Raw genomic sequence first — 19256 nt, forward strand, 5'->3', positions numbered from 1 at the left:
TGACAACGGACTAGCGATGCTAGGTCCTGTCATGCTCCCATTTTTTACTCAGAAACGGATAGTTTTGAGGTGTCAATTCCCAGTTTTTGCGCCATTTCTTCATTGAGATGAAGATTGACCGCTTCTGGATATTCTACAGGAACCTCGGAAACTTTCTCGCCTTCGATAATCTTGATGGCCATCTTGGCTGTCTGACGTCCAAGCGCCTCATAGTTGGTACCGTATGTCAAAAGACCACCTTGGTCAACCATGTCTGTTGAACCACCGATAACTGGAACCTTGTGCTCAGCTGACAATTCACCAATCATAGACATGGTTGCAGCAACAGTATTGTCCGTTGGCACAAATACAGCATCCACATCCTTCATCAAGCTCGTTGTCGCATCTTGTACTTCGTTGGAGCTGGTAATTCCTTTCAGTACAACCTTGTAGCCAGCCTCCTTGAGCAATTTCTCAGCTTGTTCTACTTGGACTTCCGAATTGCGTTCGCTCGTCGTGTACAGAATACCGACTGTTTTAGCATCGGGAACTGCTTGGCCCAACAATTCAACCTGCTTATCAATTGGAGCCTGATCAGAAGTTCCTGTCAACAATCCACCCGGCTTTTCAAGGCTTTCCACCAAGTCTGCTGAAATCGGATCCGTCACCGCGGTAAATAAAATCGGTGTTTCAGTCGATACCGTTGCCAAACTTTGCGCTGCGGGTGTTGCAATGGCCAAGACAAGGTCATTACCGTCAATCAATTGCTCTGAAATAGTTTGCAAGTTGGCCTGATCACCCTGAGCATTTTGGTAATCCAAGACCAATTTGTCACCCTCTTTGTAGCCATTATCAGCCAGTTCTGCCACAAATCCTTCGCGTGCCGCCGTCAAAGATTCATGTTCCATGTACTGAAGGACACCCACCTTAACGGCACCTTCTGTCGATTTTTCCTCCGAGCCAGATGAACAAGCTGCCAAAGCCAACAAGCCTGCACCCACCAAGGTTATACTTGTCAATTTTTTTACTAATTTCATTCTTTCTTCCCTACCTTACACGTTTTTACTTTTCTAATGCTTTAATGGTTTCTGGGTCAATCCCTACTGCTACAGCCATTTCTTCGTTGATAGCGATAGCTGCAGTTTGTGGTTTTTGAACAGGCAAATCAGCCGGTTTTTCTCCGTCCAAGATTTTGGCAGCCAATTCACCTGCCTGAACACCGATTGCATGGTAATCCACACCGTAAGTGAAGAGAACCCCTTCCAAGTAAGCAGCATCACTTCCGATAGACGGAACTTTTGCCACCTTGAGCACCTCACCAATAGTTGACGCAGTTGACGCTACAGTATTATCCGTCGGCAGGTAAATGGCATCGACCTTACCAGCTAATGAAGTAATAGCCTGTTGCACATCATTGGTTGTCGTAACAGTTGCGACTTCAACCTTAACCCCCTTGGCCTCCAAAGCTTTCTTAGCTTGCTTAGCCTGTACTTCTGAATTCACTTCGCTTGAATTGTAAAAAATACCAACTGTTTTCGCTGACGGTACGACTTTGAGCAACATTTCAATCTGCCCTTCTACGTCCGTCGCGTCAATCGAACCCGTCATACTTCCACCGGGTGCATCAAGCGACTCAACCAAACCTGCCTCAACAGGATCTGTAACAGCTGTAAAGACGCTCGGAGTCTCACTATCAGCATTCAACATAGCCTGAGCTGCTGGTGTTGCAATAGCAAAGTTGAGGTCATTATTCCCAGCCAATTGCTCGACCATGGTCTGCAAGTTAGCTTGGTCACCTTGCGAATTTTGCAGGTCAATGGTCAGGTTTTCACCTTCCTTATAACCCGCTGCAGCAAGTGCCTCCACAAAGCCCTTACGTGCACCGGTCAAAGCCTCATGCTCTGCGTATTGAATAATGCCGACTTTTGTCGTCTGGTCATCTGAACCATGTGCGCTACAAGCAGCAAGAGTTACGGCAGATAAAACTGCCACTGAACTAAGAATAAACTTTTTAAATCTCATGATTTATCTCCTTTTAATAATTATACAATGAAGCAATCAAACCAGAAAAAGACCGCCTAGAATCACTCTAAACGGTCCCCACTATTCAACTGCATTTAGAAAACAAGATGAATGCTGCGTGCCGTTTAGATGTATCATCTATGGGCACAGGTCAAAACAACTACAGCCACATAGATACAAACCTTACGATTTTGTGTTTGCATCCATGTCTACCATGTCTACAAACACTATCTAAAATAGCCGTAGAAATAAGTATGAGCAAGCATAGTCATGCGACCCTTTTTCAGCATAGCTTGTTTCCTTTCACTGTTTATTTTGTAACTATCATACCTGTTTTCAAGACTTTTGTCAATAGAGAACTGCATAATTTTTCATCATTATATCATCTTTTTCCAATAAAATTGATAAAAGCTATGTAAGGTATGATTTTAATATTTCTTATGCAGTTTGCAAACGCAAAACAGCAACTTCTTCCTCAGTCAGAGACAAAAGAGGCGCAACTTCTTCATTTGTCATATTTGTGTCAAATAGACGTTGGATAAATTCTGAACGATTAGTTTCAGAGATTTGATTGAATGTTGATGTCATTGTTTATACCTTAACTTTCCATTGGAATGAACCAATAGTATCACACGACATAGAAAATGTAAAACGAAACCATGAAAATATCCTATAAGTTTTCTTTATATGTTGGAGTATTTTCAAGAAAATTTACAAAAATAGAAGTAAGAAACAACCTGCCAATAGATATTGGCAGGTAATATTTTATGATTCCGTAGTTTCCTTGGCCAATCGCTCGCGTTCCAAACGAAGTTTACGATTGGGGTTGAGTTTATTGAAAAGCTCTTCTAATTTTTCAGCATTCCAAACATCGGCTGCCGAAACAAAATTTCCATCCTTATCCTTGAAGGATATTGGTTTATCACCCATTGCATACCTCCTTGAGGAATAAAATGTAGTCCTGAAACACAAGCTCAGGTTGATGATTGTTGAATAATAGCGGGACACTCAGTCTTATGGTCGCCTTCCAGTTTCTGGGAGACCAGCTGAAACAGTCCACTGGACTTTTTCACTAATCAACAAATTCAAATTCAAATTTGCCGATGCGGACAGTGTCACCGTCCTTGGCACCGCGCGCACGGAGGGCTTCATCAACACCCATTCCACGCAACTGACGGGCGAATTTCATGACAGATTCGTCGCGGTCAAAGTTGGTCATGGTAAAGAGTTTTTCTAGCTTATCGCCAGACAAGATCCAGCTGGCATCATCCGCACGGCTGATGTCAAATTCAGGTTCATCTGGATTGAAACCATAGTAAGCTTCTTCCTCTTGGAAATCAGAATCTTCATACAGCAAGAATTCTGGCGTTTTCTCAAGCAATTCTGCTGTCGCCTCCAGCAAGTTTTCCAATCCTTGATGAGCAATACCGGAAATCGGGAAAATCTGTGGCAGTTCGTCAAACTCATCATAGTTAGCGGCCAATTTCTTCTTGAATTCTTTCAAATTCTCTTCCGCATCTGGCATGTCCATCTTATTGGCAACAATAATCTGCGGACGTTCCATGAGACGAAGATTGTAGGTTTCCAATTCATTGTTAATGGCCACATAGTCCTCATAGGGATCACGGCCTTCGCTGGCTGACATGTCCAGAACGTGCAAGATAACACGCGTCCGTTCAATATGACGGAGGAATTGCGTTCCCAGGCCGACACCTTGACTAGCTCCCTCAATCAAGCCTGGCAGATCGGCAACCGCAAAGGATTCGCCTGATTTAGTTCGCACCATTCCCAAATTCGGTACAATGGTTGTAAAATGGTAGGCACCAATTTTTGGCTTGGCAGCTGTAATAACACTGAGGAGAGTGGATTTCCCAACAGATGGGAAACCAACCAGACCAACGTCCGCCAGAACTTTTAGTTCTAATTCCAGATTGCGTTCCTCACCTGGTTCACCATTCTCAGCAATTTCAGGCGCAGGATTTTTCGGCGTGGCAAAGCGGATATTTCCACGGCCACCACGACCACCGTGGGCAATGACGAACTCCTGACCATGCTCCACCAAGTCGGTGATAACCTTGCCAGTCTCCGCATCACGAACGGTTGTTCCCTGTGGCACGCGCACAATCAAATCTTCCGCACCACGACCGTGCATGCCCTTGGTCATACCTTTTTCACCGGCATCCGCCTTGAAAATGCGGTTGTAACGAAAATCCATGAGGGTACGCAAGCCTTCGTCTACCTTGAAAATAACGTGACCGCCATGACCACCGTCACCACCCCACGGACCTCCGTTGGGAACGTATTTTTCACGACGGAAGGCAACCATCCCGTCGCCACCCTTACCTGCCTTGACCTTAATCTTGGCAGTATCTAAAAACATACTCATAATCTACCTAATCTTTCTCTGAAAAAGACGCTAAAAAGCGCCTTTTAGTTCATTAATGCATTGATTGCAGGGAAAATTAAACCAGCGATCGTGGCAACCACCATAATAATAACAATCAATAATGTAAAGCGTTCAAATAAAGTTTTCTTGTGTTTTTCTTCTCCAAAAGCCATTGCTTTCTCCTTCTACAGTCATTATCTTTTATTTTACCATAAAATGGCAGAGCGTTCAATTTTCATTGTTCAACTTCTCCTTGACCTTCTCCGCTACCTTATAAGGCACACCTGCTTCGGCGATTTCTTGTATGTTTGCTGCTTGGATATTGCCAATGGATTTGAAATGTTTCATCAGAGCCTGCTTGCGCTTTGGTCCTAAACCCTCAATACCATCCAATTTTGAAGAGAAAGAATTTTTCGAACGAACCTGACGGTGAAACTCAATGGCAAAGCGGTGTACCTCGTCCTGAATGCGTTGCAGGAGGAAAAATTCTTGCGAGTTACGAGGCAGTTCAACCACTTCAAGCGGATTTCCAAGCAGCAATTCGTGGGTCTGGTGCTTGTCATTCTTCTGCAAGCCCGCAATCGGAATGGTCATACCCAACTCACGCTCGATAATCTCCTTGGCCACATTGACCTGTCCCTGGCCACCGTCAATGATAATCAAATCGGGTGGCACCAAGCCTTCTCTGAGGACGCGACTATAACGGCGGCGCAAAACTTCCCGCATAGAGGCATAATCATCCGGCCCCTCAACTGTCTTAATCTTGTACTTGCGGTACTCCTTCTTATTGGGCACCCCATTTTCAAAAACGACCATGGCCGACACGGGACTGGTTCCCATGATATTGGAGTTATCAAAAGCCTCAATACGAACCGGCGTCGGAATCCCCAAGAGCTGGCCAATATTTTCAATAGCACCGTAGGTTTTCTCCAGATTTTTCTCCAAAAGATTAAATTTCTGCTCCAGACTGACACGCGCATTTTTCGTCGCCAAATTCACCAGCTGCTTCTTCTCACCACGCTGGGGCTTGATGACCTTTGTGGCGACCAAAGCTTCGACTGCTTCTTGGTCAATGTCCTGCGGTATCAAAACCTCAGACGGTATTAAATGTTGCTGGTCCCTGTAAAACTGGCCGATATAGGTCAAGAAATCCTCATCCGCATCATTATAGTAAGGAAAGAGATTGACATTCCGCTCAATCAGTTTCCCCTGACGAACGAAGAATACCTGCACACACATCCAGCCCTTGTCCACATAATAACCAAAGACATCACGGTTTTGCAGGTCATGGGCCATGACCCGTTGCTTGGTCCGCAAGGTGGCAATGGATTGGAGGAGATCACGGTATTCTGCAGCCCGCTCGAATTCCAGATTGCCAGCCGCCACCTTCATCTTTTCCTGCAAATCAGTGACAATCTTATCATCATGCCCTGTCAAGAACTGGGCTACTTCCTTGGCCATCCTATCATAGTCAGCAATACTGGGCATATTGTCTCCATGCGCCAAACATTGTCCCAAATGATAATAGAGACAGAACTGATTTTCAGGTAATTTACACTTGCGAAATGGATAGAGTCGATCCAACAACTTGAGGGTCTGATTGGCAGCTCCGACATCAGGATAGGGACCAAAATACTGACCTCCGTCCTTCTTAATCTGACGAGTAATCATCAAGCGTGGATGCCGTTCCTTGGTGATTTTGATGAAAGGATAGGACTTATCATCCTTGAGCATGATATTATAGCGAGGCTTGTTTTCTTGTATCAGATTGATTTCCAGCAGGAGCGCCTCAATATTGGAATCGGTCACGATGAACTCGAAGTCAGCAATTTCCGCTACGAGAGCCTCTGTCTTGGTATCATGGGCACCACGAAAATAAGACCGAACCCGATTGCGCAGATTTTTGGCCTTGCCCACATAGATAATCTTTCCGTATCTGTTTTTATGGAGATAGCAACCTGGACTATCCGGCAGCAGCTCCAACTTGTGTTTAATGGTATCGTTCATAGGTCTAGTATAGCAGTTTTGATCAAAAATTTCATAAAGAAAAAATGTGATTTTTTTACATTTTCTCTCTAGAAACTCTTGTTTTTGTCCTAAGATAGTAGTATAATAAGTCTATATATCATTTGAACAATTAAGGAGGAACTTATGATTACATTCGACCACATTACCAAGGCTTACGGTGACAATCTTGCCTTGGATGACTTGAATTTGACCATTGAATCGGGTGAGATTTTTGGGCTGATTGGCCACAACGGTGCTGGAAAAACCACGACCATTAGCCTTCTGACCTCCATTATTGAGGCGACGGAAGGTCATATTTTGGTGGACAATCTCACTCTGGCTGAGCATCGGGATGAGATTAAAAAGCGGATTGCCTACGTTCCAGACTCGCCAGATATCTTCCTCAATCTGACAGCATTTGAATACTGGCACTTCCTCGGCAAGGTCTATGATGTGCCGAAGGAGGACGTAGACCAGCGTATCGGGACCCTGTCAACTCTTTTCGACATGACCGCCCGCCAGCACGAGCCTATCGATAGTTTCTCCCATGGTATGCGGCAGAAGACCATTATTATCGGCGCTCTGATACCCAATCCAGATATTTGGATTTTGGATGAGCCCTTGACTGGACTGGATCCGCAAGCCTCCTTTGATCTCAAGCAGATGATGAAGGAACATGCCAGAGGTGGCAATACGGTTCTCTTTTCAACGCACGTTTTGTCCGTTGCTGAGCAACTGTGTGACCGCATTGGCATTCTGAGAAAGGGTCGTCTGATTTTCGTAGGTAGCCTGGAAGAATTAAAATCCCAGTATCCTGATAAGGACCTGGAAACTATCTACCTGGAATTGGCTGGCCGCCAGCAGGAAAAGGTAGGTGAGGAGGCATGAACAAGTCTGTCATCTGGGAATTGGTGAAAATCAATATCCTCAACTCCAATCCGCAATTGCTGGCCCAGGTCAAGAAAAAGCAAAGCAAGCGCAAGGATGCCTCCTTTTCAGCCTACAAGAGTATCCTCTGGCAACAGGGATTTATGGTAGTGGGCTTTGCCGTCCTCTACACTGTCTTTTTCCTTGGAATTGACTATAGTCGCTCGGTTGGTTTCTTCTCCATGCAGCTGGGAATCTTTACGGTCATGGCTATCCTATATGGATTTACAGGATTTTTCTCCGTCTTCTATGACAGCAAGGACACAAAACTCTATCTGGCCCTACCTGTCAAAGCCAGTGAGGTTTTTGTAGCCAAGGTTCTGTCGGCTCAAGGAATGGTTCTGCCCTTTCTCATGCCCAACCTGACTCTACTGGGTGTGACCTATTATCAAATCGGAGGACTGACCCTGCTGCCACTTGCCCTGCTTTCCTTTGCCATCCTCTGGCTCCTGGTCAATGTGGTCAACCTAATCATGGTACATTTTATCGGAACTATTCTGACAAAAAGTCCTCGTAAGACCTTGATTTCAACCATCTTGACAACTGGAGCGTCCCTGATTTCTGTTGGGGCCATGATGTACATCCAAAGCCAACAAGTACGGTCGTTTGATACAGGTGGCTTTGTGGAATTTCCGACCATTCCGGTCTTTGTTGGTTTCCACTATCTAGTCAGCAAGACCTTGTCGCTGGCTACGCTCCTACATTTTGCTCTTCCAATCTTGGTCATGATCGGTCTGATTTACTATGCGACCAAGACAGTTATTCCTAATTATTTCAATCAAATGCTGGCCATTGATAGCATTTCCAGCAAGAAGAGCAGGAAAAAATCTGGCAAACTTCCTAGCAATCTCAAGCAGGCCCTGATCAAACACCACCTGGCTACGCTTAACGACAGCAATCTCCTGGTTCAATCCTTCCTGCAGCCAATTATCATGGGTGTGGCCCTCTTTCCAAGTTTCTCACAATTTATGGATGGTGATTCCTTTAGTCAATTCGGAGTAGATTATTTCGGTATTTTTCTGCTGGCTGGAGCTATTCTGGGCAGTATGTTTGCAGGGGCTACAACCTTTATTGGGGTGGCCATGTCGCTGGAAAAGGAAAATTATCACTTTATCAAGACACTACCTATCAACTTTAAGCAGTTTACTATTCAGAAATTCTGGGTTGTCTCGGCAGTCCAATTTCTGCCACCAGCCTTGCTCTATTTGGTCCTGGCAATCGCATTGCTCAAGGTAAACCCAATTTTGGCCCTCGCCTTTACAATTGGTAACCTAGTAACAGCAATTTTAGTTGGACAGATTTTCTACTGGCGGGATCAGCGACTCCTCATGCTTAACTGGCAAAATTCTAATCAGCTCTTCGGTCGCGGCGCTGGCCAGTGGTTGATTGCAGGCTCAATTTTTGCAACCATGATTCTGGGAACCATTCTCTTTGTGATTGCAACAATCCTGACGAACACTATCGGTCCAATCTATGTTAGCTCAGGAATATCCACACTCGTTCTGGTCTTAGCTACTGGCTTGCAGTATTACCTCTATAAGGTCTACTGGAAGAAATTATGGCTCTTTGTCAACTGTAGTGGGTAGATGAAAAGCTAACACCTAGAGAGGACGAAATTCGTTCTCTCATTTTTGATGTTTAAAGCAATATATATCTTGGTTTTAAAGTTCGTAAAGTTCCTAAAGCCAAACGCTTGCCTCTTAATGTCTTTGATGAGTTTATTGGTCGCTTCCAGTTTAGCGTTGGAATATGGAAGCTCCATGGCGTTCGTGATGTAAGTTTTATATTTTAGAAATGTCTTAAAAACAGTCCTAAAGGTTGAATTGACAAGATTCAGATTGTCCTCTAGAAGTTCGAAGAAATGTTTCGAGTTCTTCTCTTGGAAATGGAAGAGAAGGACCTGGTAGAGTTCGTAATAGAATTTCAGTTCCACAGAGAAATTCAATGTCTTCTGGACAACCTCTTTCGGTGTTACTGTTTGCCCGAAAGTGCGAGAAAAGAAGCGATTCAGAGACAGTTTACGACTATCTTTTTGGAGAATACGCCAGTGATTTTTCATGGATCGATAAGGTAGGGAACGCGTATCGAAAGTCTTCATAATATCAATTCTAGTCGTCATCATAGCACGGCTCAGGTGTTGGATAATGTGAAATCTATCAAGAACAATTTTCGCATTTGGAAATAACTGTTTGATGATAGGAATATAGCTACCCGACATGTCCACTGTTACGACCTCGACAGTTTCTCTGACCGCCCTAGGATACTTGTAGAAATAGTTCTTGATGGTGGTTTGGCGGTTGTTGTCAAGAATGGTCACAATCGATCTCGTCTCAAAATCCTGAGCAATAAAGGCGAGTTTTCCCTTGTTCCGACTAAATTCATCCCAGCTCAAGACTTTTGGTAATTTCATAAAATCATGCTCAAATTGAAATTGAGCCAGTTTCCTCTGGACAACTGACACGGAGATATGTAGTCTCCTAGCGATGGCTATATTGGTCATGTTTTCTGTATGGAGTTGTGTGATTTTCTCCCAAATAGGTTGGGAAATCTGACAGTTTTTCTTGACTAGAGGTGTCTCAGATACAGTCACTTTTTGGCAAGATTTGCATTGAAACCGTCGTTTCTTAAGCAAGAGGAGGGTCGGAAAGCCCTGACAATCCAAAATCGGAATCTTTGACGACTTTTGAAAATCGTACTTGATACACTTCCCTTGGCAATGAGGACAGCTAGGGCTGTCATAATCCAGCCTTGCTCGAATTTCCAGATGGGTCTGATGTTTTAAAACGAAGAGAATTTTGATGTTTTTGTCTTTGATTCCGATTAGTTCTGTGGTATGATGAAGTAGTTCCATATGAGTCTTTCTAATGTGAGTGTGGTTGCTTTTCATTATAGGTCATATGGGATTTTTTGTATACACTCAAAAAGGCTACATAATCTCTACAGTGGATTTACCCACTACAGAAATTATAGAGCCGAAATTATGATATAAAAGTAAAGAGTTTGGAAAACAGTTCCAAACTCTTTTTCCTTGTTCAATTGACCCTTGTAAAAAAGTTCAGAACATTTGCTCCGAACTTTTTGTGTGTTTAGTTTTCTTCTGCGTAATATTCCGCCCCATAGCCTTCAACTTCTGCGTTGAATTGCCACGTGATGCCGAATTTGTCCGTAACATTTCCGTAGGCTGGTGACCATGGCACTGCCTGCAACTCCATGTTGATGGCTTTAGCATCTACTGACAATTTGTCGTAGAAATCCTTAGCTGTTTCAGCATCATCAGTGATAAGGGCAACGGTGATGTTGTCGCCTACTGAGTAAGGCATTTCTGGGTTGTTATCAGAAAGCATGAAACGTTGACCGTTTGGCAAGCGGAATTGTGCATTCATCACATGATTTTCCAATTCAGCTGGACAATCCGGCAAGAAATCCTTGAACAAATTTACTTGCTCAACTGTTGCACCGAGGGCGTTTTTGTAAAATTCGATGGCTTCCAATCCGTTACCATTGGTTACCAAATATACTTCCATTGCTTTAAACATTATGTTCCTCCAATTATCGTCATATGGTTTATCTTTTATTACTTCGTTAACTCGTCTTGCCTAACTTCAGTTATGCCTGCGACTATTGACGCAGAATACATCTGCTGAATCATTATACCCTTCAACAGTCTCCCAGACTGTTGAAGCCAGTACTAGAAGTAAACTAAACGACTTTATAAGATAAACCATCATATCACATCTGATTTGTATGGTCAAGTACTTTTTTCTATTATTGATAACCGCCGCCAGCAACGCCGAAATACTCTTCCAGGGTCAGACCAGAATTGTAAATGTCAGTCGCTTCTTGGCCAATATAACGCAGGTGCCAGGCTTCAGCCATGTAGCCTGTGATGGCTTCTTTTCCAGGCTGATACCGAACGATAAAGCCATAGTTGTGGGCGTTTTTAGCTACCCAGTTGGCTGCGGTCGGCTCTTCTAAGAGATTGCCAGCGCTGTCCATGAGGTCAAATGCTAAGCCTGTCTGATGCTCACTATAGCCTGGACGGGCTGAATAGGTATCGGCAGCAACCTGACCATCACGATTGACATAGGACTGATAGAGCCCAGCCTGGGTCTCGTAAGAACGGAAACCACTATAGGAATGCGATACAGCGAATCCTTGTGCCTGCATGTCTGCAATCAGGCTCTGGAAGGCTGCCAAAGCTTGCGGGTCCTCACCTGGAGCGTAGGAAGCTGCCAGAGGATGCTTTTTATTGGCAATGACAACTGGTCCGTATTTCCCTTGGACACTGTAATAAGAGCCGTTGTAGTTTGCATCTGTAGCAATGGTCTCCTCGGCCTGTTCAGACGACGAACTAATATCGCTACTGTTTTCTGACCCTTCAGCAGTTTCGCTGGTTTCTGATGACACTTCAGTCTTGGTTTGCGCTGTCTTGCTTGAATGACTGGTGTCATTTGATTTACTTGATTCTACCGTACTTTCTGATTGGCCACATGCTGTTAAGAGCAGAGCGGAGAGCATGAGAAAACTCAAGCTTTTTTTATTCATCATTATTTGCCTCACGTTTCACTTACTCCATAAATCAAGAAAGAATCACCGTTTTGTCTCAGATTAAAGACTTGTTTTTTCGTCAAGGTACTCGATTTACCATTGAGATAAACTTCTCTAAATTGATTATGAACGGTCACGACGTAGTTGTCTCCATCTTTCTTGACATCCGTCACAGTATAATCAATCGTCGTTTGGTAATCGATATTGGCTCTGGCAACACCGCCACCCTCAATATAGTTTACATATATACGATAGACCTCACTTGCAGTATCGAAATATCTGTCAAACTGAACGGTACGGTGGGTAATAGAAGACCGCATTGACTCGATATAGTCATTCATGAAGGTCTGGATTTTTTCCTTGGTTTCCTGCTCCTCTTTGGCCTGAGCTTCCTTGCTTTCCTTAGCTTTTTGAGCGTCCATCAACTTCTTGCTTTCCTCAGAAGACATGGTCAAATCCGCATAAATTTCGCCAACTGCTGGATCGACCAGAACCTTGGTAGATTCCGTTGTAAATGTTGCGCCCTCAAAATTAAAGCTAACCTTCAAATCAAGATGTTGATTGTCTAGAACTTCAACGCTTTCTGACAGTGATTTGGCAATTTCCTTATCACCAGAGAAGACCTTGATGTCCTTGATAGAGCCGTTATCGACCGGCAGGTGTAGGTTGAGCGTTTTCTGAACAGGCGATAGGGTCATGACAATCCTGTTTTCTTCAGCTTGACTGAGATTCGGCTGCAAGCTGGTTTCAAAGTCTCCAGATTTGGTTTTGCCCTTAGCCTTGAATTCTTTATTGGCAAAATGATGTTCACCCAAAGATGTTTCTTTGTTGGCTTCAATCTTTTGGTCATCAATAGATAATTCAGACAGGTCACTGTTGACAAGAATTTCAACCGGATAACTGGTCACTTGGTATTCTGGAAAAAGACCCAATTTACGTCCTTTTTCACGTAATCCGAGCAACTTATTTCCACGTTGGTCGTAAAAAGTATTTTTTCCGCCAGATGCTTCAATGGCATCTAGCTCACTCTTGATATCGACGCCTTCAGAGTTCAAATATTGGATAAAATCCTTAGCCTCTGACTTGGTCCACTTGTCATCATTAGAAGATAGGAGGGTCGCAATCTGGTCGTAATCATTGCTGTCAACTGCTGTTTGGAATTCATCAACAGCGATGTCCATTCCAGTCACAGAATCCATATAGTAGTAGCCCGCGCCGAGTGCAAGTAGGGCCACCGCACCCAAGCCAAAGAGAATCTTCTTTTTCTTGCTCTGTGGCTTGGTTTGATAAGTGGTAAAGACAGGTTGCTCCACAAGGACCTGCTCCACCTCTTGAACAGGCTGGGCTGGCGCTACAGGTACTGCTTCCGCTACTGGCTGTACAGGCTGGGTTGCTTGAACTGCTTCTGCCACAGTCTCTGCACTAGTCTCAGCCACATTTTCTGCAGCTACTTGTTGGTCGCTGTCCAATCCTGCTATGGCCTTGATTTGCTTTAAGTCAAAGTCAACTTCCTTGGCCTTAACAAATTCAGCAGGGGTTGGCTTTCTACCAATAACCTTTTCAAATAAATCGATCCATTTTTCTTTCGTTGCCATATTTCAACTCCTATTTGATTAAAAGAGGCTTGACCAGAACATTTGTCCTACGATAGAGGCTGCAATAATTCCTGATACAAAGATAATCAGACCATTTACCAAAATAGCAATAAAGTAGCGATACAAGGAGTCCAACTGTGATGAATTAGTAAAGTTAGCAAGGGCATAGACGCTGGCTGAACCCACAGCAAAGAGGGCTAAAGAGGTCGCAACACCAACCAGAGAGAAAATTCCCAAAACAGCTGACAAGGCCGCAATTGCATAAAGCAATACGTTTACCGCAAACAAACGACCATAATATTCAAGAGTGTAGGCAAATGTATATTGCTGTTCTTTGTAGATAAAACGTTTCACCACAAATCCTGCCAGGACAATTGAAAAAATAATCAGAGCAATTCCGATAAAGGTCTTAAACAAGATATCCAGTCCAACACTTACTGCAGATGCGGAAGAACCATAAGCATCGTAGCCATTAGCGCCCTCAAACAGACCACCGAGTTCTGAAGTCAGACTATTTGTAAAGCTATTGACACTGTTTGCCGTCTTAACCATTGGGAAATAAATAGTCAGGGCTGCGAAAAAGGCGATGAGCAAGAGAGAGGTCAAACCGTTGTATTTGTGGGTATGGCTGGCAATTGAAGTTGGTTTCTTCCAAGCAGACACAATCCACTCTCTAAACTGCTTGAAGAAGAGACCGAATGCTGATGGTGCAGCTGGCGCTTGTTGTAAGGCCTGCGGATTTACCTGCTGTACCGTTGGCTGTGGCTGTACTTGTTGCGCTTGAGCATTGGTTTGCTGAGCGAAGGCTTGAGCTGGTTCCTGAACTGGTTGCTGGGCAGGAATGTCTACTGGAGCTGAAACAGACTCTACAGTGGACTCTGCATCAACTTTTTCTTCTTGAACAACTTCTTCTGTAGGTATATTTTGATGGCCATCCTCTTAAAATTCTCCAGCGGCAAGAGCAGCTTCAATCTCATGAGCTTCTGGCGAACGACCATTGATAGCTTCAAAATATTCAATCCAATCAATCTTTTTCATATTGTTTCTCCTTTTGTTTTGATAGATTGTGCAGAATACACTAGTTTAGCATAGCATATTTATTGCATTTTTTAAAACTATTTATACAAGATTGTTACAAGAATTTTAAGATTTGAAAAAATGAAAAAAGCAAGCAATGGTCTCGCTGCTTATAAGATATCTATTAATTGCTGGTAGTTGCTGATGGTGTAGGTTGGTGTGAGATGGCTTGTATTTTCTAGGCCAGCTGGATTGTACCAGACTGTATCCATGCCAGCGTTGATACCGCCTTGGATGTCTGCCGTCAGGCTGTCACCAATCATGAGCGCTCTGAACAGGTCAAAATCGGTAATCTGCTCTGCTATTTTTTCATAAAAATCAAGCTCCGGCTTCTGGGTCCCCATCTGCTCAGAGATAAATACTTGCTTGAAATAGCTGCCAATAGGTGAGTGTTTGAGACGATTTTCCTGGATGTAGGTGATGCCGTTGGTCGCGCCATAAATCTGGTAGCCACGCTCCGTCAAGGTCTCAAGCAAATCATCCGCTCCCTCAAAAATCTGTCCTTGACGACCGATAAATTCTTGGTAACGAAGGGCCAACTCAGCTCCGTCTTCCTGCCGTCCGAAATGGGCAAAGGCCCGCGAAAATCGAGTATTGACCAGCTCCTTCTTGGTAATCAAACCCTTTTCCAAGTCCTTCCACATGCCCTGATTGAGCGGACGATAGACATCTTTAAAGGCCTGAATGTCCTCCACTTCCATAAATTCCAGAAACTGAGTGAGGGCAATCTCCTCACCAGTCGCAAAATCCAACAAAGTATGGTCAAGGTCGAAAAATAGAAATTTGTAGGTCACGATGTTTTTCCTTTCAGAGGCGAATTATTTTATCAAAGGTTAATGAAACTATTATACCATAGAAGTTATTTCTTACCATATTTACCTTATCCTATTTCGAAAATGTGCTTTGAGTCCTTTCTTTTGATACTCTAATTCTTCAAAATAGTGTAGAAAGCCTCTTATTTTTTTATCAATTAATAGTTTATTCGCGATATTATTTATCCATTCTTCTGGTATACTTTCAATTTTATACAGAGCACTAGCTAGTGTTCCAGTTATCGCTCCGATTGTATCAGTATCACCACCTAGGTTTACCGCTTTTAGAATAGCTGATTTAAAACTATCTGTCGTGCCTACACACCAAATTACAGCTTTTAGTGTATCTACAACATAGCCTGTAGAAGCTATTTCAGAAGATGGTAATTCTAAAAATTCTTTATTGAATAAGTCTGCATAGTATTCTTCAAACTCTTTCCTGTAAGGGTGAGATTGATCGAAAGATTCTAGAAATATTTTTTTCGAATATTGTCAAGTCAAGTGCAACAAGTTCATTGATAACTAGAGATCCAGAGGTTAAGCTGTCTGGGCTAGCCCAAACAGAAATTTCGAGGATTGATATTGAAGAAGTCGTCTGGGGCGCTCATTGATGGCAGTGATATACTTGTCCAGTTCTTCAGAGGTTAGTGAATTAAGTGAGACTCCTTTAGGGATATATTCTCTGAGGAGACCATTGAAGTTCTCGTTTGTTCCTCTCTCATGTGAAGAATAAGGATGTGCAAAGTAAACATCAACGGCTTCCAGGTCTGAGAGTAAACTAAACTCCGCACCATTATCTGCTGTGATGGATGCAATAGGATACAGACTGGTGAGATGCCTTACAGCACTATTAATGGTGTGGGACTGTTTGTCTTCTAGCTTAATGCCCAGTGCATAGCGTGTCTGGCGCTCTACCAAGGTCAAAATAACTGCTTCACCTTTGGTTTTCTTGCCAAGAACTAAATCAATCTCCCAATGCCCAAATTCAGAACGGTCATTGATACACTCTGGACGCTCTTCGATAGACTTACCTAAAGTCTTCCGATTCATCTTCGTGACTTTCTTAGAACGTTTTCTGATACTAACCATCTTAGGCAGATCGATTGGTTTAATAGCTAACAGCCCCTCTTTGATATAACGATAAATCGTTTTGGTAGAGGGTACGACTTCTTCAGAATGGCTTGCTTTATAAGTCTGAACAAAACTATCTACGCTATGGAGACGAACGTTAGCCTTCAAGGCATCTCCTAATTGTTCAATGAACCTAGCGGAGCAATCATTCAACTTGAGATAAGAACACTTTCGGCGATTGGTCTCATAGACACGTTGTCCACTATCAGCGAAATAGGCGCTGAAATAAGTTCGTTTCCCATTTTTATCCTGTACCTGATCTACTGAACCACGTTTGATTTCTCGACAGATTGTAGACCGGTGACGACCCAGAAGCCGAGCGATTTCAATTGGTTTCTTTCCCATTTTAAGATAAGCTGCAATTTCACCACGTTCTGTGGCTGAGAGATGAGAATAGGATGAGTTTCTGGTAGAATGAGTGTTGGACATGTTCATCTGCTTTCTATACTGAGTTGGGGAATTCTAGTATATCAGACGAACATGTCTTTTTTGTTGCACTTCATTTTACAACGCGGGGAAATATTTTTTTTGTTCCTTTTATTGTATTTTCTAGATTATTATTCAATAACAAGCCAATAAGTATTTGAATATATAAGATTGATGCAACTACAGTTCTTGGATGTCTATGGGTAATTTTTGTATATCTTTCAATTATTTTTACTTTCTTAGGAAAATCAAATTCTTCTTGCAATAGAATCGCTAAAGGGGAAAGCCTCATCAGAGCCCCGTTTCCGTTATCCATTTCAGATTGTCCACCTGCTTCTTCAGGGAAAACACCTGACAAGTAGCGTTCAATAGCCTGATTAGTTCCAATTCCAATATCAAAACAATCACCGTATGGGGTCAAATAGCCATTGCGATAAGCCGCAAATTTATCCATTAATGCTGGTAAATCAGAACACTCTGAAAGATGTTCCATTAATGACAAGGATAAAGAGGTATCATCAGACCAAGTTCCCAAAGGTTGGTTATAAGTTCCATGACCAATCATATCCGTAATACTATAGGTCCCTCTTTCTTTGAACTCAACTGGAACACCTAAAGCATCACCAATAGCTAAGCCATAGATAACCGCCTGTAGCTGTTCTTTCACAGCAAGTAAGCCCATTTGTCTAGAGTCTTCTATCCATTTTTCATGTAACCTCATTGTTTCTCCCTATCTATTTCAGAAATGTCATTTTAATCGTAATATCGTTTCCTTTTTCGATAACCTCATTAATTAAAAATGAATATAGTAGTAATTCAAGCTCACTCGGATATTGACTTATTTGATTTTACATATTTAGCTATAGCACTTTTGCCTACATTTTTACTTTCTTTACTTCTAACACAGATTCCCAACTTTCATACACTTCCATAAAGCGTTTTTCTTCATCATCTTTATAGCCTTCAAATACAACCTTTTCAATATTTTCGTGGTTGAAGAAAATGGCATCTTCTGGATTGATCCCTTCTGGATAAATTACTCCTACATAATCACTATACACATTCTCCCCATCTGATTCAAAAATAGGACCTCTTCCTACAATCATCAACTTTGTTATCGCTTCCTCTAAGTAGATAATACTTCCTAATGGTAATAATTCATTTGTCAATTTTATTTCTCTTTTTGTTTCTTCTTATCTATCATTTTTCCACGCCATTTGCCATACCATTGCTCATTTGAGATTTTAAAGAACTGGCGATATTCTTTTTGGTACTTGAAAAAGTAAAATGCAGCTACAAAATTTTTCAGGGTCATGCCCGTAGTAAAAATCATGAGAGCCGCAACTAATAAGAAAGCCCAACCATACAAGAAACTGAAAATGTCTGGTCGCGTTTTGATCGCTTCCCCAAAATTGAAGGTCCAACGATTGACAATAGCTAGAAGTAATAGAACACCTCCATACTTCTTGATAAATGCCATTAGGCTCTCTCCCCAGTCTTTATTAGCTGGTTCCCCCTTATAAAGTTGTTTTTTAAGCTGTTCTACATTTGAGATTACTAGAGTCTTCCACAGATATACACATACTAACAGTTGAAGTAAAAAACCAATCCATCCAAAGGCACCTACTGTAAGACCAACTGACATAGGAAGCATTCCTAACACACCAATCAATGTAACAACTATTGAAATCATGACTCCAAATAGTAACTGAAATGCATAGTCTGATTTTGGAAATAAATTTATTATAAGCATGAAGCCTTCCAAAATAATAAACTTTTTTATCCAAGGAGATAGGATTAAATCCATTTGGTGAATAGTTCTGATTGTATACTCACCCAGACTGATTGAATCAACTGAGGTGACGTATGTCGGTAGAGCTACTCCTAACATGTAAAACAAGCCTATCAGAAATGCAACAGGTAAAATTAGGATGAACCTCTTTAACAAACTCATTGAAGATACTAAATCATTACTGTACCGCATGATTTCTGATTTTTTTACAACCTTTTTTGACTGTTCGAACGTTGCGGATAAGAGTCCTTTATTACGCATGTTTTAAACCTCCTCTAAACCAACTTGCCACCATATTCCAAGTACCTTTCACTGCTTTACCTAGTCCATTCCTAACGGCATCATAGGCATCATCCAAAGCAGCAGCCTTTGGATTAGAAAGTAATCTAATTTTTTCCCTAAGCTCCTTTTGCTCAAATTTTTTAGCTCGGAAATAGTGCTCACTTGTCGGCCAATATAAACCAGAAACATCAAACAAACCAAAAGGAGCAAAATTCTAAAATTCACCAAAAGGTTCATTGATTTTATAAAATTTAATATTTTCCATACTTATT

At 42.4% G+C, this 19256-nt stretch carries 21 protein-coding genes and 1 pseudogene; 2 read left to right on the forward strand and 20 right to left on the reverse strand.

Annotated features, from left to right (window positions below; genetic code table 11):
* Positions 1-44 precede the first annotated feature (44 nt).
* The 7 genes from AB1F57_RS09060 to uvrC all read right to left on the reverse strand — a co-directional run bounded on the left by AB1F57_RS09060 (position 45) and on the right by uvrC (position 6394).
* A complete protein-coding gene (locus AB1F57_RS09060) occupies positions 45-1016 on the reverse strand; it encodes an ABC transporter substrate-binding protein (protein WP_167785058.1) in 972 nt (323 codons plus the stop codon).
* Between the two features lie 25 nt (positions 1017-1041).
* On the reverse strand, positions 1042-2001 hold the full coding sequence (locus AB1F57_RS09065) for an ABC transporter substrate-binding protein (RefSeq protein ID WP_167785057.1): 960 nt from the start codon (positions 1999-2001) through the stop codon (positions 1042-1044).
* Positions 2002-2439: 438 nt separating this feature from the next.
* Complete coding sequence (locus AB1F57_RS09070) at positions 2440-2589, reverse strand: hypothetical protein (protein WP_161497988.1); 150 nt, start codon at positions 2587-2589, stop codon at positions 2440-2442.
* Positions 2590-2766: 177 nt separating this feature from the next.
* Positions 2767-2931, reverse strand: a complete 165-nt coding sequence (locus AB1F57_RS09075; protein ID WP_105101249.1) for a hypothetical protein — start codon at positions 2929-2931, stop codon at positions 2767-2769.
* Between the two features lie 142 nt (positions 2932-3073).
* Complete coding sequence (gene obgE / locus AB1F57_RS09080; RefSeq protein ID WP_167785056.1) at positions 3074-4387, reverse strand: GTPase ObgE; 1314 nt, start codon at positions 4385-4387, stop codon at positions 3074-3076.
* A 44-nt stretch (positions 4388-4431) separates the two neighbouring features.
* Complete coding sequence (locus tag AB1F57_RS09085; protein ID WP_105137515.1) at positions 4432-4560, reverse strand: DUF4044 domain-containing protein; 129 nt, start codon at positions 4558-4560, stop codon at positions 4432-4434.
* 55 nt (positions 4561-4615) lie between these two features.
* Positions 4616-6394 (reverse strand): excinuclease ABC subunit UvrC, encoded by a 1779-nt coding sequence (uvrC, locus tag AB1F57_RS09090; protein WP_367985651.1) that lies wholly within the window; start codon positions 6392-6394, stop codon positions 4616-4618.
* Positions 6395-6538: 144 nt separating this feature from the next.
* Between uvrC and AB1F57_RS09095 the strand changes: the two genes are divergently transcribed.
* A complete protein-coding gene (locus tag AB1F57_RS09095; RefSeq protein WP_105161306.1) occupies positions 6539-7282 on the forward strand; it encodes an ABC transporter ATP-binding protein in 744 nt (247 codons plus the stop codon).
* Complete coding sequence (locus AB1F57_RS09100; RefSeq protein ID WP_367985652.1) at positions 7279-8907, forward strand: permease; 1629 nt, start codon at positions 7279-7281, stop codon at positions 8905-8907. The genes AB1F57_RS09095 and AB1F57_RS09100 overlap by 4 nt, the downstream gene beginning before the upstream one ends.
* Before the next feature lie 8 nt (positions 8908-8915).
* On the opposite strand, the gene AB1F57_RS09105 is transcribed toward AB1F57_RS09100, so the two are convergent.
* The 13 genes and pseudogenes from AB1F57_RS09105 to AB1F57_RS09165 all read right to left on the reverse strand — a co-directional run bounded on the left by AB1F57_RS09105 (position 8916) and on the right by AB1F57_RS09165 (position 19180).
* Entirely contained in the window at positions 8916-10172 is a 1257-nt protein-coding gene (locus AB1F57_RS09105) for an ISL3 family transposase (protein WP_172022804.1), read from the reverse strand.
* Positions 10173-10407: 235 nt separating this feature from the next.
* A complete protein-coding gene (locus AB1F57_RS09110; protein WP_105137519.1) occupies positions 10408-10857 on the reverse strand; it encodes a VOC family protein in 450 nt (149 codons plus the stop codon).
* Between the two features lie 229 nt (positions 10858-11086).
* Positions 11087-11869: an LD-carboxypeptidase LdcB/DacB gene (gene ldcB / locus AB1F57_RS09115; protein ID WP_367985653.1), complete on the reverse strand. Its 783-nt coding sequence runs from the start codon at positions 11867-11869 to the stop codon at positions 11087-11089.
* A gap of 8 nt (positions 11870-11877) precedes the next feature.
* The gene (locus AB1F57_RS09120; protein ID WP_367985654.1) at positions 11878-13464 is read right to left on the reverse strand and encodes a hypothetical protein; all 1587 of its coding nucleotides are present in this window, start codon (positions 13462-13464) and stop codon (positions 11878-11880) included.
* Between the two features lie 18 nt (positions 13465-13482).
* Complete coding sequence (locus AB1F57_RS09125; RefSeq protein ID WP_367986348.1) at positions 13483-14385, reverse strand: DUF6574 domain-containing protein; 903 nt, start codon at positions 14383-14385, stop codon at positions 13483-13485.
* 21 nt (positions 14386-14406) lie between these two features.
* Positions 14407-14502, reverse strand: a pseudogene (locus AB1F57_RS09130) (DNA primase); the annotation flags it as partial.
* Positions 14503-14651: 149 nt separating this feature from the next.
* On the reverse strand, positions 14652-15335 hold the full coding sequence (locus tag AB1F57_RS09135; RefSeq protein WP_367985655.1) for a YjjG family noncanonical pyrimidine nucleotidase: 684 nt from the start codon (positions 15333-15335) through the stop codon (positions 14652-14654).
* An 81-nt stretch (positions 15336-15416) separates the two neighbouring features.
* Positions 15417-15830: an ADP-ribosylglycohydrolase family protein gene (locus AB1F57_RS09140; protein WP_367986349.1), complete on the reverse strand. Its 414-nt coding sequence runs from the start codon at positions 15828-15830 to the stop codon at positions 15417-15419.
* A 60-nt stretch (positions 15831-15890) separates the two neighbouring features.
* The gene (locus AB1F57_RS09145; RefSeq protein WP_367985656.1) at positions 15891-16913 is read right to left on the reverse strand and encodes an IS30 family transposase; all 1023 of its coding nucleotides are present in this window, start codon (positions 16911-16913) and stop codon (positions 15891-15893) included.
* A gap of 70 nt (positions 16914-16983) precedes the next feature.
* Positions 16984-17631 (reverse strand): ADP-ribosylglycohydrolase family protein, encoded by a 648-nt coding sequence (locus AB1F57_RS09150; protein WP_174853335.1) that lies wholly within the window; start codon positions 17629-17631, stop codon positions 16984-16986.
* A gap of 154 nt (positions 17632-17785) precedes the next feature.
* Positions 17786-18079, reverse strand: coding sequence for a DUF4176 domain-containing protein (locus AB1F57_RS09155; RefSeq protein ID WP_170238473.1), 294 nt, complete (start codon positions 18077-18079; stop codon positions 17786-17788).
* Positions 18080-18081: 2 nt separating this feature from the next.
* Positions 18082-18963 carry a hypothetical protein gene (locus tag AB1F57_RS09160; RefSeq protein ID WP_174853334.1) on the reverse strand — a complete coding sequence of 294 codons (882 nt, stop codon included), beginning with the start codon at positions 18961-18963 and terminating at the stop codon, positions 18082-18084.
* Positions 18956-19180 (reverse strand): hypothetical protein, encoded by a 225-nt coding sequence (locus AB1F57_RS09165; RefSeq protein WP_367985657.1) that lies wholly within the window; start codon positions 19178-19180, stop codon positions 18956-18958. Before AB1F57_RS09165 ends, AB1F57_RS09160 begins: the two co-directional genes overlap by 8 nt.
* Positions 19181-19256 lie beyond the last annotated feature (76 nt).

Origin of the sequence: Streptococcus nasisuis (assembly GCF_040836615.1) — a bacterium.
GTDB lineage: Bacteria > Bacillota > Bacilli > Lactobacillales > Streptococcaceae > Streptococcus > Streptococcus suis_V.